Origin of the sequence: Flavobacterium pectinovorum (assembly GCF_900142715.1) — a bacterium.
Taxonomy (GTDB): Bacteria; Bacteroidota; Bacteroidia; order Flavobacteriales; family Flavobacteriaceae; genus Flavobacterium; species Flavobacterium pectinovorum.
The window spans coordinates 159660-176631 of the sequence record NZ_FRBX01000004.1 but is presented as its reverse complement, the minus strand read 5'-3'; the positions used below and the strand labels follow the sequence as shown (position 1 = coordinate 176631).

General features: G+C 32.9%; 17 protein-coding genes. 4 read left to right on the top strand and 13 right to left on the bottom strand.

Translation table 11 applies throughout. The features are described from left to right. Window positions 1-84: 84 nt before the first annotated feature. Complete coding sequence (locus BUE22_RS14420) at window positions 85-819, top strand: DUF2490 domain-containing protein (RefSeq protein WP_244152487.1); 735 nt, start codon at window positions 85-87, stop codon at window positions 817-819. 2 nt (window positions 820-821) lie between these two features. On the opposite strand, the gene BUE22_RS14415 is transcribed toward BUE22_RS14420, so the two are convergent. Both BUE22_RS14415 and BUE22_RS14410 read right to left on the bottom strand, forming a co-directional pair. After that, complete coding sequence (locus tag BUE22_RS14415) at window positions 822-1331, bottom strand: hypothetical protein (protein WP_073395773.1); 510 nt, start codon at window positions 1329-1331, stop codon at window positions 822-824. Between the two features lie 69 nt (window positions 1332-1400). Beyond that, window positions 1401-2165 (bottom strand): rhomboid family intramembrane serine protease, encoded by a 765-nt coding sequence (locus BUE22_RS14410; RefSeq protein WP_073395770.1) that lies wholly within the window; start codon window positions 2163-2165, stop codon window positions 1401-1403. Window positions 2166-2307: 142 nt separating this feature from the next. Here BUE22_RS14410 and BUE22_RS14405 point away from each other — a divergent pair, with 142 nt between their 5' ends. Then, complete coding sequence (locus BUE22_RS14405) at window positions 2308-3585, top strand: replication-associated recombination protein A (protein ID WP_073395767.1); 1278 nt, start codon at window positions 2308-2310, stop codon at window positions 3583-3585. A 15-nt stretch (window positions 3586-3600) separates the two neighbouring features. Here BUE22_RS14405 and BUE22_RS14400 read toward each other — a convergent pair whose 3' ends face one another. From BUE22_RS14400 to BUE22_RS14370, 7 genes are all read right to left on the bottom strand, one after another. Continuing rightward, window positions 3601-4341: a hypothetical protein gene (locus BUE22_RS14400; RefSeq protein ID WP_073395764.1), complete on the bottom strand. Its 741-nt coding sequence runs from the start codon at window positions 4339-4341 to the stop codon at window positions 3601-3603. Between the two features lie 2 nt (window positions 4342-4343). Beyond that, window positions 4344-5030: a YjjG family noncanonical pyrimidine nucleotidase gene (locus BUE22_RS14395; protein ID WP_073395761.1), complete on the bottom strand. Its 687-nt coding sequence runs from the start codon at window positions 5028-5030 to the stop codon at window positions 4344-4346. A gap of 3 nt (window positions 5031-5033) precedes the next feature. Further along, window positions 5034-5726 (bottom strand): RadC family protein, encoded by a 693-nt coding sequence (gene radC, locus BUE22_RS14390; RefSeq protein WP_073395759.1) that lies wholly within the window; start codon window positions 5724-5726, stop codon window positions 5034-5036. 4 nt (window positions 5727-5730) lie between these two features. Beyond that, complete coding sequence (locus tag BUE22_RS14385; RefSeq protein WP_073395756.1) at window positions 5731-6192, bottom strand: GNAT family N-acetyltransferase; 462 nt, start codon at window positions 6190-6192, stop codon at window positions 5731-5733. 130 nt (window positions 6193-6322) lie between these two features. Then, on the bottom strand, window positions 6323-7678 hold the full coding sequence (locus BUE22_RS14380) for a UDP-N-acetylmuramate--L-alanine ligase (RefSeq protein ID WP_073395754.1): 1356 nt from the start codon (window positions 7676-7678) through the stop codon (window positions 6323-6325). A 79-nt stretch (window positions 7679-7757) separates the two neighbouring features. Then, a complete protein-coding gene (locus tag BUE22_RS14375; protein ID WP_042565860.1) occupies window positions 7758-8444 on the bottom strand; it encodes a tetratricopeptide repeat protein in 687 nt (228 codons plus the stop codon). A 115-nt stretch (window positions 8445-8559) separates the two neighbouring features. Next, window positions 8560-10704: a S46 family peptidase gene (locus BUE22_RS14370; protein ID WP_073395751.1), complete on the bottom strand. Its 2145-nt coding sequence runs from the start codon at window positions 10702-10704 to the stop codon at window positions 8560-8562. A 311-nt stretch (window positions 10705-11015) separates the two neighbouring features. Here BUE22_RS14370 and BUE22_RS14365 point away from each other — a divergent pair, with 311 nt between their 5' ends. After that, window positions 11016-11546 carry an outer membrane beta-barrel protein gene (locus tag BUE22_RS14365; protein WP_073395748.1) on the top strand — a complete coding sequence of 177 codons (531 nt, stop codon included), beginning with the start codon at window positions 11016-11018 and terminating at the stop codon, window positions 11544-11546. A gap of 107 nt (window positions 11547-11653) precedes the next feature. Here the strand turns inward: BUE22_RS14365 and obgE are convergent, their stop codons facing one another. From obgE to hpt, 4 genes are all read right to left on the bottom strand, one after another. After that, the gene (gene obgE, locus BUE22_RS14360; protein ID WP_073395746.1) at window positions 11654-12655 is read right to left on the bottom strand and encodes a GTPase ObgE; all 1002 of its coding nucleotides are present in this window, start codon (window positions 12653-12655) and stop codon (window positions 11654-11656) included. Window positions 12656-12751: 96 nt separating this feature from the next. Next, window positions 12752-14026: a hemolysin family protein gene (locus tag BUE22_RS14355; RefSeq protein WP_073395744.1), complete on the bottom strand. Its 1275-nt coding sequence runs from the start codon at window positions 14024-14026 to the stop codon at window positions 12752-12754. A 213-nt stretch (window positions 14027-14239) separates the two neighbouring features. Beyond that, entirely contained in the window at window positions 14240-14812 is a 573-nt protein-coding gene (locus BUE22_RS14350; protein WP_042565855.1) for an adenylate kinase, read from the bottom strand. A 76-nt stretch (window positions 14813-14888) separates the two neighbouring features. Beyond that, a complete protein-coding gene (hpt, locus tag BUE22_RS14345) occupies window positions 14889-15419 on the bottom strand; it encodes a hypoxanthine phosphoribosyltransferase (protein ID WP_073395742.1) in 531 nt (176 codons plus the stop codon). Window positions 15420-15605: 186 nt separating this feature from the next. On the opposite strand from hpt, the gene BUE22_RS14340 reads away from it, so the two are divergent. Further along, window positions 15606-16877: a PQQ-dependent sugar dehydrogenase gene (locus BUE22_RS14340; protein ID WP_073395740.1), complete on the top strand. Its 1272-nt coding sequence runs from the start codon at window positions 15606-15608 to the stop codon at window positions 16875-16877. Window positions 16878-16972 lie beyond the last annotated feature (95 nt).

Below are 16972 nucleotides of genomic sequence, written 5' to 3'. Positions count from 1 at the left end.
TTAAACTATTACTTGATGTCTTCCAAATCTGCTCAGAACATATCAATAAAAAAACTTTGCTGCACAATTGCAACATTTTTGATCATGAGCATTGGTTACTCTCAAACAAAAACTTATGGCCAGTCGTGGAATGAAATTCAATTCAACAGAACTATAAATGACAAATGGTCTACTGAAATAAATTTAGGAAGCTCATATAGTAGTACAGAAACATCATCCAATATCTTTCAAAACAACATTCAACGATCTTTTAGAGGATGGGGGCATTATTATCTGTCTCCACGTTGGAAACTTTCAACATTTTTGGCTTATTACGACAACAAAGATGTACCGGAAATAGGGCAATTTAAATCTCCTGAATGGAGATTTGCTCTACAAGGAATATACTATTTCCATAAAACGGGATATACGCTAAGCACAAGAATGAGAATAGAACTTCGTCATATGAAAAATGGAGATGACGATTATGAAAATGTCCTTAGATACCGCCAACAGATAAAATACATTCAACCCATCAATAGTAAGATTCTTCGGGAAGGTGTTATTTATGCTGTTGCTTCTGACGAGCTATTCTTTAAATCCGGAACTAAAGTTACAGGTCTTAGTTTTTTTGATCGTAACAGACTGATTTTAGGTGCAGGATATTTATTTACAGATGACATACAAATAGAATTAGCTTATGCAAATGATTATCTTCCGAGAGATGATGAAAATCAGATTGTAAATGCAGCATCACTAACACTTACTTTTAATAATCTTTTTAAAAAGCTAAATAAAAAATTATTACATAAAAACGAATCCAATTCAAATGAAGATTAGCGCTACTTCTCCCCTTCTTTCTTAAGGAAGCAATTCAATTGTTCTATTATAGCATTCTTATGTAATTTAAATTTATAGCTTCTAACAAATTCTGTTCCTTCCATATTAATTTCTGCCATCAAGGCCTCCAGCTTAGAAAAAGCCTCAATATCTTTGTCATCTATTAAATATAAAACCTGCATTATTGAGTCATTTTCCCTGTATTGCGTATCATAATGCGCAACCTTGTACGGCTTATTATCTGCCAGGTGAATAATGAGGTCTTTTTTAATTTTTTTACCTTCTTTCTTAGGAGGAAAAGGTGTTGGTTGCAAAGCAATAAAATAATGTTCTTTATCAGTTACGATATTAATTTTTAATGATTTTGATTTAGTAAAGTAAAATACTGAAGGTTCAAAATAATACAACATTGTTCCATCTGCCAATACCCTATTTTTTATATCGCACTGCGCAATCATTTTTGTGCTAATCAGAACGACTAAAAAAACTATTGCAAAATTTATCTTTTTCATAATCTGGCAAATAAAATTAAAAATCATCTGAACAAAAATAATCATTTAATTTAAACCAGACATTTCTATTTAATTTTTATCACCTGATTCTGTTCTAGTTACAGTATAGTTAACTAAAACATCTGAATTAAAATAGGTAGAAATAATTTCAGATTCTTCTTCAGTCTTTTCAGTATTAACAAAATTTCCATTTTCATCAAAATGCTTCATGAAAGGATCATCTTCCGGGATAAAATCTGGTTTTTGCCAATCATAAACAATCGGCTTTGTATATTCCGGGGCTTTATAAAATAATGTTAGCACAAATCCCGTAATAAAACCAGCCAAGTGTCCTTCCCATGAAATAGACGCATCAACATCCGGGAAAACATACCAGATCATTCCGCCATAAAGCAATACTACTGCAAAAGAAAGAGCAACTAATCTATAATATTTTGTTTGTATACCTTTAAAAAAAATAAAAGAGACCAAAACATAAATTAATCCGCTGGCTCCAATATGATAATTGGTTCGACCAATAATCCAGGTAATTAAACCTGAAAACAAAATCCCATAAGCAATTACCGAAAAAGATTGTTTTGGATAAAAAAATTGCAAAGCCGCAAGTAATACAAAAAGCGGAATTGAGTTATTATATAAATGGCCTAAGTTTTCATGGATAAAAGGACTAAACAAAATGCCTTGTAAACCAGAAACCTCGCGTGGATAAATTCCATACTGATAAAAATCAAAATCAAACCGAATCTGAATCCAATAAATAATCCATAAGAAAAGCACAAACAAAACAGGCAATCCAACAACGGCAGTAGAAAAGTTAAAATGATTGTCTTTCATATATATCAAACAATTGGTTTTATGTTGCAACATCAAAAAACTATCCAAATACAATTTACTGATAATTTGTCAGCTAGCCTTTGTTATGATTTGTAACCCTTTAAAACTATAAAATTTAAATTGAAAATAGTAATTTTACAAAATGGAAGCACCTTTAGCAGAGCGTATTCGCCCACAGAAATTAGAAGATTACATTAGTCAGAGTCATTTGGTTGGACCAAACGGATCATTGACGCAACAAATTTCAAAAGGAATTATTCCCTCTTTAATATTTTGGGGACCACCCGGGACAGGAAAAACGACTTTAGCACAAATTATTGCTCAGGAATCAAAACGTCCGTTTTATATTTTGAGCGCAATAAATTCTGGCGTAAAAGACATTCGCGATGTTATCGAAAAAGCAAAACAAAGCGGTGGACTATTTACTGCTAAGAACCCTATTTTATTTATCGATGAGATTCACAGATTTAGCAAATCTCAACAAGATTCACTTTTGGCAGCAGTCGAAAAAGGCTGGATAACTCTTATTGGTGCTACTACAGAAAACCCCAGTTTTGAAGTAATTCCCGCATTATTATCACGTTGCCAGGTTTATATTCTAAATGCTTTTACAAAACAAGATTTAGAAGCACTATTGCATCGTGCTATGAAAACAGATGTCGAATTAGCCTCAAAAAACATCATTTTAAAAGAAACCGAAGCGCTGCTTCGTCTTTCCGGTGGTGACGGCCGTAAACTATTAAATATTTTCGAGCTCGTAGTTAATGCAGCTGCTAGTGATGAAATTATTATAACAAATGATCGTGTTTTTGAATTGGTTCAGCAAAATACTGTTCTGTATGACAAAACCGGAGAACAGCACTATGACATTGTTTCCGCATTTATAAAATCAATTCGCGGAAGCGACCCAAACGGAGCAGTATATTGGTTAGCACGAATGATTGAAGGTGGCGAGGATGTTAAATTTATCGCCAGAAGAATGCTCATTTTATCCAGTGAAGATATTGGAAACGCAAATCCGACCGCTTTTATAATGGCAAATAATACTTTTCAGGCTGTTTCTACTATTGGATACCCTGAAAGCCGAATTATATTAAGTCAATGCGCAATTTACCTAGCAACTTCTCCAAAAAGTAATGCTTCATATATGGCAATTGGAAATGCACAACAGTTAGTAAAACAAACCGGGGATTTACCTGTTCCTATTCACTTACGCAATGCTCCAACAAAATTAATGAAAGAATTAGGATATGGCGAAGATTATAAATACTCGCATGATTATGCCAACAATTTTGCCGAACAGGAATTTTTGCCAGATGCTATAAAAGAAACGGTTCTTTACAATCCGGGAAGCAATTCAAGAGAGAATAGCAACCGCGAATTTTTAAAGAACCGCTGGAAAGATAAATATGGCTATTAAACCAAATTTTATATTTTAAAACTTAACCGATATTTTTTCAGAAACTAATTTATCATTTTGATAAAACTCAAAATACCATTGATTATCTTTTGCATTTAATGTTCCCTGCACCCCATCTTTTATAGCAATAAAAGAATCTGGTCTGGATGTTTTTAGCAGCTTCATAACCACTTTTGGTGTTTTATCAATTAATTGATAACCATTTTCTGTTGGTTGTGCGTAAAGTAAATTCGGATCAGAAGTATCTGCCACAGGAGTTGTTGCAACAGCAACAGTTTCCACTGGAACCGAAGCTACCGCAGAAGTCACCTTAGAAGAACCTGTAATTGTTTTACCGCTGTATTTATAATGTAATTTATTTACAGATAAAAAAGCCTGATCAAGACTTTCTTTGTAAGCTACCTCATATTCTTTTTCCTTGCTTTTCCCAATTTCAGAAGTATAAATTACTTTTCCGTAACAATCTTTAAATTCTAAGTAAAGCTTTGTTACTAAAAAACCATTGTCTTTTTTTACATCAATATATAAAAGCTGACAGCGATCACCATATTCAGCAGGAACATCCTCGTTTGTATAATAAGCAGGAAAACCGGCTTTAAGCAAATTAGACTTAGTCATTGTTGACAATCTGTATTGATTTTCTGTTCTAAGGAAATCATATTTCAATGGCACAATTACAGCTTTATAATCGTTAACTGATTGCGAAAATCCAACGACAGAAATTAAGAGAGTAACCAGCAAAAATTTAATTTTCATAGTTATAAATATTTTTTTAGTTCTAATAAATGATTTACTTGTTTAATATTTTGGGGAGCTTCTATTTTTTTATCATTAAAGAAAATAGCATCGAGCCCCGCATTTAGCGCTCCGTTAACATCTGCATCCAGACAGTCACCAATCATAATACAATTTTCTTTTGAAGCCTGAGCCACATTAACTGCATAATCAAAGATAATACTATTTGGCTTTTTAACACCAGCTAATTCAGAATTTGTAATAGTCATGAAATAGCCTGATAATAACGCATTATTGATCTTTTTATCCTGAACATTGGCAAAACCATTTGTAATGATGTGCAATTTGTATTTAGGTTTCAAATATTCCAAAACCTCAATTGCACCGTCAAATAAATGATTGTTATCTGTGAGAGTCTCAATATAATCATTTGCAATTTGATCTATATCTTCGTCTGATATTTTAATATTTAAGGCATCAAAAGAAAATTTTAATCTATTATAACGTAATTCCTGATGCGTAATTTTATCATGTTGATACAATTTCCAACACGCCTGATTTATTGGCATATACTTTTCGATAAAATCCGCAATTTTTACATTTGGAAATCGCTCCTTAAAAATTCGATCAAAAGCTAATTCAGAATTCTTATCAAAATCCCAAAGTGTATGATCTAAATCAAAAAAAATGTCAGTTATATGCGTATTCATAATTTAAAAGATTCCTTCATCTACAAAACTATAATATTTTGTTTCAGTAATAATCAAATGGTCTAAAACTTTAACATCTAAACTATCACCTGCTAATTTTAATTTCATTGTAATTTCTTTATCAGCATCACTCGGATTAAGATTTCCAGAGGGATGATTATGGCACAAAATCAGGCCTGTAGCGCCACTTTCAAGTGCTAATTTAAACACCAATCGTACATCTACAATAGTTCCTGTAATTCCTCCTTTGCTTAATTGCGATTTTGAAATTACCTTATTCGAATTATTCAGAAAAAGCACCCAAAATTCTTCATGAGGAAGTTCACCAATAATGGGCTGCATGATTTCAAAAACGACTTTACTGGATGTTATCTTATTTTTGAATTGTAACGCATCTTCACTCCTTTGCCTCCTTCCTAATTCTAAAGCCGAAACAATAGTAATTGCTTTTGCCTCTCCTATTCCCTTAAAATTCATTAATTGAGAAATTGACATTTTTCCCAACATATTAAGATTGTCTACACTTGCCAAAATCCTTTTGCTTAATGCAACTGCAGATTCATTTCGGCTTCCTGAACCAATCAAAATGGCAATTAATTCAGCATTACTTAAAGCTTCTTTACCTTTAAGCATCAATTTTTCACGCGGACGATCATCTTCTGCCCAATTTGTAATTGGAAAATGAGTTACTTCCATAAGACTAAATTATGGATTTACTCATGCAGATACTATTCGTTAAACCTACATAAGGTTCGTAGTTATCTACTATCTCGAATCCTACTTTTTGGTACAAATTAATAGCCTCAATTTGTTTATATAAGGTTTCTAAAATCATGATTTCAAAACCCTGATTTTTTGCTTCGACTTCTAACTCTCCAATTATCATTTGTGCCAAACCCAAACCTCTGGCTTTGGGCGAAACAAACATTCTTTTTAATTCGGTTGTATTTTTATTATATTTTTTAAAACAGCCACAAGCGACAGGCTCATCATCTAAATAAATGATAAAAACATTAGAATTAAATTCAATTATATTATTTCCCCAATATTCCCTCTTTAACTCCGGATATCGTTCCCACAAAAAGGTATCGAATGTTTCAATCAAAAATAAAAAATCAGGATTTTCGCTAGTTGTTTTTACAACTTTTATAGTTGGATTCATTTATAAAATCTTAAAAGGCTAATATATGAAAAATAAGAAAAATCACTCAATAAAGTTTAAAGAAATAAAAAAGAGAAATCATAGCTTTTGCGTTTGCAGTGATTTCTCTTTTAATTTATGTCTATTTCATTTATTCAATTAATGCTTTTACTTCGTCAAAGTTCAATCCTCCATAATTACCTGAACTCATTAATAATAAAGCAGAATTTTCAAGATTTAAATTGAATAGATATTCTTTAAACTCCACAGGATTTGTGTAAATAATTAAATCTTTTCTATTAAAAGAAGTCGCAATTTGTTCATAGGTAACTTCTTCTAATTGCTTAATTTTTACTGCATCCGGAGAGTAGAATACTACAGCTACATCAGCATATTCAAGCGCTCCTTCGTATTCTTTTAAAAACTCAGCATTTAAACTGCTATAGGTATGCAATTCTAAACAAGCTACTAAAGTCCTGTTCGGATATTGTTCTTTTACAGCTTTTGTTGTTGCTGCCACTTTACTTGGCGAATGAGCAAAATCTTTATAAGCAACTTTTCCTTTTCCTTCTGAAATTTTTTCAAGTCGTTTTGATGCTCCTTTAAAACTTGCAATTGCCTCATAAAAATCTGCTTCATCGACACCCATATTTTGGCAAATCCATTTTGCTCCGGCTAAATTGTTTAAATTGTGCGCTCCAAAAACTTCAATTGGCATATCCCCTTCCGGAGTTTTAAGCAAAGTTATACCATCACTAACTGTATATTCGGGCGTATTATAAGGCAGTTTACGAATTGGATTTGTAGCTGCCTCTGAAACTCGTTTTACTTCAGGATCATTTTCATTGTAGACTAAAATTCCTCCATTTGTAATTTTGCCAATGAAAATCTCAAACTGTTCTACATAATTTTCATACGTTGGAAAAACATTAATATGATCCCAGGCAATACCTGAAATCAAAGCAATATTTGGCTGATATAAATGAAATTTCGGGCGTCTGTCTATTGGCGAAGATAAATACTCATCACCTTCCAGAACCATAAAATCATTTTCTTCAGTAAGATGAACCATTGTATCAAAACCTTCTAATTGTGCACCAACCATATAATCCACTTCAATATTATGATAATGCATTACGTGCAAAATCATCGAGGTAATCGTTGTTTTTCCGTGAGAACCACCAATTACAACACGTGTTTTATTTTTAGATTGCTCATACAAAAATTCAGGATAAGAATAAATTTTCAATCCTAATTTCTGAGCTTTTAACAATTCAGGATTATCAGCTTTAGCATGCATTCCTAAAATTACAGCATCGATATCTGATGTTATTTTTTCAGAAAACCAACCCATTTCAGCAGGTAAAATTCCTTTCTTTTCTAATCTTGATTTAGATGGTTCAAAAATAGCATCATCACTACCTGTTACTTTATATCCTTTGTTATGCAATGCTAATGCTAAATTGTGCATGGCACTTCCGCCTATAGCGATAAAATGTGTTCTCATTTAAATTCCAATTTTTATCCCGAAGCATCGGGACCAAATTCCAATTACATTTCAGAATTCAGTATTTAATATTTGCTTATTACGGTTCAAATTTTTGTTTTAATTCCCTGGCTTTTTTAGGGTCATTTAATTTATTCAAATATAAATTATATAATTTTTGAAACGTGTTTTTTGATTTACCAATTTCATGAGCTTTTATAAAGTTTTTTTCGGCTGCTGTATATCTTTTAAAATAAACATCTATTCTTCCTCTCGACAAATAACCATCAACCGGCGATAATTGTGCTAACTGATTGGAGTACGAAATCGCTTTTGATTCACTTCCGCCAAAAATTCCCGGCAATTGCAAATATATTTCGATTAATGCCCATCTGGCCGGAATATGTTTTGGATCTAAAGCAATCGCTTTTTCAAATGCTTCTTTCATATCACCCACCATTCCCAAAGCTTTAATCCTGTTCACTTCCATGGCCCGCATGGCCAGACAGCCGCCGTATTTATAAAAATAATCTGCTGTAGTAGGCTTAAGTTCTTTTAGTTTTTTAAAATAAACAGCGCCACTTTCCCAGGCCTTATGATGCGCTTCAATTTCGCCTAAATATTCAAGTGTTTTTATATCCGAGGGCTTCGTTTTTAAAATCTCTTCAAAAATAACCTGAGCCTCATCATACTTTTTTGAGTGAAATAATTTCTCTCCTTTTTCAAAATTAGTTTGTGACCAAAGTATAAGCGGTACAAACAAAAAAAGGAATAGCAGTTTTTTCATGTCTCAAAAATAAGGAAATATAACGTGCATCATTTAGTTTTAATTGCAAATTAATATTCAAAAAAAATCCGTCCTGTAAAAAACAAGACGGATTTTTAAATGTTATTAAATTCGATTATTTTACAATCGTCATTTCATCAATAATATTTTTAGCACCTGCATATTTGTCAATAATCCAAAGTACATAACGAATATCCACATTGATTGTTCTTTGTAATTTAGGATCAAAAATAACATCACCGGCCATAGCTTCGATGTTACCATCAAAAGCAATTCCTATTAACTCTCCTTTTCCGTTAAGAACCGGAGAACCGGAATTTCCTCCTGTAATATCATTATCTGTTAAAAAGTTTACTGGCATATATCCTGCTTTATCAGCATATTGACCGTAATCTTTTGCTTTATTCAATTCTAACAAACGTGCTGGCAAATCAAATTCCTGATCTCCTGCTTTATACTTTTTCACCATACTTTCCATGGTTGTATAATTGTTTATTGTAGCATCATTACGAGTATCAGCAGGCAATGCGCGAACTTTTCCGTAAGTAAGTCTCAACGTTGAGTTTGCATCCGGATATTGAATCGTATTTAATTTTGATGCTCTTAAACCTTCAACCAATTCGCGGTAAGCAATTGCAAAACCATCATCAGCTTTTGCCTGATCGTCTGTTTTAGAACGGTATTTTGTCAACAAATCGTTAGAAATAATATACAAAGGATCATGTACAATAGCTAATGGTTTCGGATTAGCCATAAATGCCAATACTTTCTCTTTAGTTGTAAAATAACTTATTTCAGTTGCCTTTGCTACATCTGCAGTAAAATCACCATTATTCTCTGATTTCATTTTAGCAATTTGTGTAGCTAAACCATATTCAGCAGCTTTAGAAGCATACAAATTTAACTGCGCCGTTAATATATCTTTTTCAAGAGGCGCATGAAATTCACCGTAAATATTATCAATCATCGTATTGATTTTTGGTAACATTTCTGCTTTTTTAGCATCATTTTCAGCATAGTAAGCAATCAATGCATTTCCTAAATTTGCAGGACCTGCTGCGTAAGCAGAAGTACGTAAAAGCTGCATCAAATAATTATCATGACGTGCTTTTAAATTGGTCTCTCTGTAATAATCATTGATTGTTGGAATTACATTTTCATATTTTTCGCTATTTGCCGGTTTAGTCGCCCATTCGTAGAATTTGTCTTCTTGTGCCGTTTTAGCATCTACCGTTCCTGCTTTTGTCAAAGCATCGATCATACCCTGACGGTTTTTCCAGTAATTAGCTGTCGAAGCATATTTAGATGCATATTGCAAACGCACTGTAGCATCTTTATCCATATACTTTTTCATTTGGTCCATTCCGGTTTTTGCACCTTCAACCCATGCAGGATAAGCGTACTTAATATTTTGCTCAATTCCGCCAGCTGGCATCCAACGGTTTGTTCTTCCCGGATATCCAAGAATCATAGCAAAGTCATTTTCTTTTACACCTTTAATACTTACAGGTAAAAAATGTTTTGGTTTCAAAGGCACATTCTCTTTAGAATATGTTGCCGGATTTCCGTCTTTATCAGCGTAAACTCTAAACATAGAGAAATCTCCAGTTTGACGTGGCCATTCCCAGTTATCAGTATCACCACCAAATTTACCAACACTTTCAGGAGGTGTTCCTACTAAACGAACATCTGTGTAATCCTGATAAACAAAATAGTAATATTCATTTCCCTGAAAGAAAGGACGAACAGAAACGGTATATTTTCCACCTTCATTATTCTCTTTTTCAATCAAAGCAATTTCTTGTTGAATAATTTTGTTTCTTTCTGTTTCCGTCATCGTATCATTTACTTTTGATAAGATTCTTTTAGAAACATCATCCATACGAACAAAGAAACGAACGTATAATGATTTTGGTTTCATCTCGGCACTTCTCTCTTTTGCCCAAAAACCATCTTTCAGATAATTTTGTTCTGCTGTAGAAAGTTCCGCAATTGCATTATATCCACAGTGGTGATTTGTTAAAACCAATCCATCTTTAGATACAATTTCAGCAGTACAACCTCCATTAAACTGAACAACAGCATCTTTTAAACTATGATGATTAATACTGTAAATTTCTTCGGACGTTAATTGCAAGCCCATTTTTTCCATATCCCTATGGTTTAATCTTTCGATAAACATCAAAAACCACATTCCTTCATCAGCTCTTACAGGAAAAGCCATTAAGCACATGGTCAAGAATAAAACTATTTTTTTCATGTTATTTTGTTTAAGTATGCGAATATAGCGCATTTTCGCAACAATACACAAAATTAGCGCCTAACTACAAAACATATTAAATGTATTTCATCTCAGTTTTGCGAAATTCATAATTCATAAAAAATAAAATTTAAACTAATTTCAAAGATCAAAAATCAATTAACTTATTAAAATCTAAAAGAATGCAAAAAGAAATCATTAAGAAACAATACAATTTGTAAAAATTAACTTTCAATTAAAAATAAACAATATAAATTATTTCTTACAATTATGTTTGTCTAAATTTGCTTTAAATTTAAAACAAATACAAAATGAAAAAATTTTTACTGGCATTAGCCTTATTAGTAGTTACTATTTCTAATGCACAAAAAGGATCAATGTTATTAGGTGGGAATGTTGGGTTTTCTTCAGAAAAACTAGGAGACAGCAAATCAGAAAATTTTGAATTTTCTCCAAAAATTGGATATCAATTTGCAGATAAATGGACTGCAGGAGTTGAAGGTTCAATCAAAACTTTTAAAAACACAGGATCAGACAGCGCAGAGAAATATAAAATTGGAGGTTTTGTACGTTATGCTACTCCACTTTCTGAATTATTTTCGGTTTATGCTGATTTAGGTGCAGGTTATCAAAATGCATCTATAAATAATGCAAAAGGAATGTATGTAAATCTTACTCCTGCTTTGTTTATTAATATGAAAAGAGGATTTGGTTTAAACTTCTCTATCGGAGGTGTTAACTATGATAACATTGATGGTAAAAATGATCCAAGACAAGAACGTTTAGGTTTTGATTTTGGAAAAACATTTAACATTGGTGTATCTAAAAACTTCGGACTTTAATCTTTAAATAAAAAGATAAAAACCGAGATGCTTTTGTTATTCGCTAAAAGCAAAAACCCGACAAGCTATTAACTGTCGGGTTTTTTATTTTATTTTAATTAAAGATTTTAATCATTTAGCATTTTCCAAAGCTTATCTTTTAAATCTGTCAAACCTTGCTGTGCAACAGATGAAATAAACATATACGGAACATCTTTAAAGGCAACATCTAATTCTAGTTTTAATTCTGCTTTTAATTCGTCATCCAGCATATCACATTTTGATATTACTAACAAACGTTCTTTGTCTAACATTTCAGGATTATACTTCGTTAATTCATTAACTAAAATATCATACTCTCCTTTAATATCCGGAGTATCAACAGGAACTAAAAACAGTAAAGTTGAGTTACGCTCAATATGGCGAAGGAAATAATGTCCTAAACCTTTTCCTTCGGCTGCTCCCTCAATAATACCGGGAATATCGGCAATTACAAACGACTGAAAATCTCTGTAAGCGACAATTCCTAAATTTGGTTTTAAGGTTGTAAAAGGATAATCGGCAATTTTTGGTTTTGCTGAAGTTAATACAGACAATAAAGTTGATTTTCCAGCATTTGGGAAACCTACTAAACCAACATCTGCCAAAACTTTAAGTTCCAGAATTACATCCATTTCTACACCCGGTAAACCTGGCTGTGCATATCTTGGAGTTTGATTTGTTGAACTTCTAAAATGCCAGTTTCCTAGTCCTCCTTTTCCTCCTTTTGAAAGAATTCTTTTTTCTCCGTCTTCCGTAATTTCGAATAAAGTTTCTCCGGTTTCCTTGTCTTTTACAACAGTTCCTAAAGGTACTTCGATAAATTTATCTTCTCCATCTGCACCCGTACTACGGTCTCCTCCTCCATCTCCACCGTGGCCGGCTTTAATATGACGAGCAAATTTTAAGTGAAATAATGTCCACAAACCTTTATTTCCAACCAAATATACGTGTCCACCACGACCACCATCACCTCCGTCAGGTCCTCCTTTTTCAATAAATTTCTCTCTATGTAAATGTGTAGATCCTTTTCCTCCCTTTCCGGAAGAAACATATATCTTAACGTAATCTACAAAATTTCCTTCTGTCATTTTTCCTTGTTTATATATAGTTTCAAGTTTCAGCCTTCAGGTTAATCAACAGAACGTCAACAAACTTGAAACCTGAAACTTGAAACAAATTTTCTTTTACTCTTTAAGCGCTTTTACCAGCACTTTATCAATCTTTACACCGTCCATATCCAATACTTCAAGTACAAACTTTTGCCAGATTAATTTTTCGCCTTCTTTTGGAATATGCGAAAGCTCGGTCATAATCATTCCGCTTACCGTATTTACTTCATAATCGTTTGTTAGTTCATCTAACTCAAAATACGTTAGAAAATCATGTAACGAATAATGTCCGTCTACAAGCCATGAGCCATCTTCTCTTTCGATTAACTGAAACTCATCTTTATAAAACTCAGAGGCATCTCCTACTAATGCTTCAAGAATATCATTCAGAGTAATTATTCCCTGAAAAACCCCATATTCATCAGAAACCAAAGCGTAATGAACACCTGTTCTTTTAAAATTTTCCAACGCTTTATAAGCCGTTGTCTGCTCCATTAAATAGGGAGGATCTGTCATGATTGCCGACAAATCAAAATGATCGCTTTCGATATTGGCAAATATATTTTTCAGCGTTACAATACCTACAATATCATCATAGTTATCGCTATAAACTGGATAAACAGTATGTAAATCCATTAAAACCAACTCTTTAATTTTTGCTCTTTCTGCATTTAATGGCAACATATCAACCGATTTACGGTGTGTCATTAACGAGTTTACTTTTCTGTCGCCAATATGAAAAACTCGTTCTACAATATCTTGTTCAATTTCCTGAACCTCACCTACCTCAGTTCCTTCTTTAATGATGGCTTTAATTTCTTCTTCGGTAACTTTTCCGTCAGCAGTTGGTTTTATCTGAAAAACATTCAATAAAAAATCTGTTGAAGATGTTAACAACCAAATAAATGGCGCTGTAATAATCGAAATTACTTTCATTGGCATTGCTACCATTTTTGCAATCGATTCCGGATAATTTAATCCGATGCGTTTTGGAAGTAATTCTCCTAAAACCAAAGAGAAAAAAGTTAAAACCACAACTACAATTCCTACTGCAACTGAATGTGCGTAAGGTTTTAAAACTTCGAATCCGTTTACAAAAGTTTCAACATCTACTGTGATTTTATCTCCACTATAAATACCTGTTAAAATACCAATTAAGGTAATTCCGATTTGTACGGTTGATAAAAACTTATTTGGAGAGTTGGCTAAATCCAAAGCTGTTCTGGCGCTTTTATTTCCTTTTTTTGCGGCAGTTTCCAATCTGTTTTTTCTAGCCGAAATCAGTGCAATTTCTGACATGGAGAAAACTCCGTTTAATAGAATTAGAAAAAATATTATTAGTATTTCCAATTTGTGGTTTATTCGTTATATAATAGTTCGTTAATTGTAATTTGTAACCTCAATGTATTTTATAGCCCAGATGAAAGAGAAAAGCCCGGAGCTAAAAAAACTAATTTTTCTTGCCAGAAAACAGCGACCAGCGGAAGCTCGTTTTATGGTTAGAAAAATAGTTTTTTTAGCGTCCCGAAGCTTCGGGATGTAACGTACAGCCGGAAAAAGCTTCTACAAATTATCTATAACTGACGTTAATCGCTCTGTAATTTCTTCGATAGTTCCGATACCATTTACGGCATGAAATTTACCTTGTTCTTTATAATAACCAATTAATGGTGCTGTTTTTTCGTTGTATTCCTGATATCTCACACGAATTTTCTCTTCATCCTGATCATCTGCTCTGCCACTTGTTTTTCCTCTTTCCAGTAAACGTGCTACTAAAATTTCGTCATCGGCTTCTAATGCAATTGTTGCCGTAACACTTGAACCAATTGTTGGTAAAAATTTATCTAAAGCTTCTGCCTGATCCAATGTTCTTGGATAACCATCAAATAAAAACCCTTCTGTATCAGGGTGTTTTTTTACTTCATCGATTAACATTGCTGTGGTAACTTCGCAAGGAACCAATTCGCCATTATCCATAAAAACTCTGGCTTTTTTTCCTAATTCGGTATCATTTTTTAAATTAAAACGAAATATATCTCCAGTTGAAAGATGTGTTAATTTATATTTTTCTTTTAAAAATTCTGCCTGAGTCCCTTTTCCTGCTCCTGGCTTTCCAAATAAAACGATGTTAATCATAATGTTAGTGTTTCTTGACTTCCAGACTGTAATTCGAGAAGTTTAAAATGAATATATAGTTGTGTTTTGTTTAAATTTATTCTGCTAATTTGTAAACTTCAGATAAATTACGCCCTAAACCATCGTAGTCTAAACCGTAACCTACAATGAATTTATTTGGAATTCTGATTCCAACGTAATCAATCTTAATATCTTTTTTATACGCCTCTGGTTTAAAAAATAAAGTAGCTACTTTAAAATGTTTTACATTTTGCGCTTTAAAAAGATGTTTTAATTCTTCGATAGTATTTCCTGTATCGATAATATCTTCAATAATAACAACCGATCTGCCGGATAAATCCTGATTGATACCAATTAATTGTTTTACTTCATTGGTACTTTCTGTTCCTTCATAAGATGCCATTTTTATAAATGAAACTTCGCAGGGACTTTTGTATTTTTTCAGAAAATCGGCAACAACCATAAAAGCACCATTTAAAACGCCGATAAAAATTGGCGTATCGTCTCCAAAATCATCTTCAACCTGAGCTACTATTTTGGTTAAGGCAAAATCAATTTCTTTAGCCGAAATAAACGGAACAAATTGTTTATCGTGAAGTTGTATCATTATTTTTAATGTTTTAAAACAATGGACAAAGATACAGAATTAGAAACAAAATCTAAGTATCAAAATAAACGGTTGATTTATTTTTTTGTTAATGTTAAATATCAGTTAATGTTTACAAAATTCAATTTAACATTATTTTTAAATTTATTAAATTGTTATAGTATAAATATTTAACTAGAGAGCGTAATGAAAACAGCGACACAATTATTTTCTATATCATTATTAATTTTAATGACAGCTTGCAACGGTCAGGTAAAAAAAGAAGAAAAAGAAGCTCTGGCAAAACAACCCGGAAATGTTGTAAAAACGGCAGTGGGAGAAATTACTTTACCACCTCCTTATGCTACTGAATCTAAAACAAAAAATAGTAAAGTAATAGGCTGGCCGGAAGGTAAAATGCCTACCGCACCGGAAGGTTTTACAGTCACAAAATTTGCTGATGGTTTTGAAAACCCCCGTTGGACTTATATTGCACCAAACAATGATATTTTTGTTGTAGAAAGCGGAACAAGAAGCAGTAAAAATCAAATTACAGTTTTACGGGACAAAGATAAAGACGGCAAATTTGAAACCCGTGAAGTTTTTATAGATGGCTTAAACAAACCTTTTGGAATGTTGGTTTTAAAGGACTTTTTCTATATCGCGAATACGGATGGTTTGTATCAATATCCATATAAAAACAATCCGTTAAAATTAGAAACAAAAGGTGTAAAAATTCTTGAACTTCCTGCCGGAGGTTATAACAATCACTGGACAAGAAATTTACTTGCCAACGCCGATGGAACAAAAATTTACGTTTCTGTTGGATCTGGAAGTAATGTAGCAGAAAACGGCATAGATAAAGAAATTCGCCGTGCTTGTATTCTGGAAATTAATCCTGACGGAACGGGTGAAAAAATCTACGCATCGGGACTTAGAAACCCTGTTGGTATGGATTGGAACCCGGCAAACAAGGAACTTTGGACAGCGGTTAACGAGCGAGATGAATTGGGGGATGATTTAGTTCCGGATTATATTACAAGTGTTAAAAAAGATGGTTTTTACGGCTGGCCGTATTCATATTTTGGTAATATTTTAGATCCAAGAATGAAAGGACAAGGTAAAGATCTTGCTGCAAAAGCAATTGTTCCTGATGTTCCGGTTGGTTCTCATACGGCATCTTTAGGGTTGGCTTTTTATAATAAAAGTGCTTTTCCGGCAAAATATAAAAACGGCGCTTTTGTGGGTCAGCATGGTTCATGGAATCGCTCGAAAATATCGGGTTATAAAGTCCTTTTTGTTCCTTTTGCAAATGGAAAACCGTCTGGACAACCGGAGGATTTTTTAACCGGTTTTATTTCAAATGATGAAAAAGCAGAAGTTTACGGGCGTCCGGTTGCAGTTACGGTTATGAATGACGGAACGCTTTTGGTAAATGATGATAGCGGAAATACAGTTTGGAAGGTTACAGCTAAGTAAAATTCCAAATTTTTTAAATTCCAAATTCCAATTGCTGGTGAATATTAAACACATAGATTCTATCTTTAAAGAAAAGTATTGTATCCAGAATTATT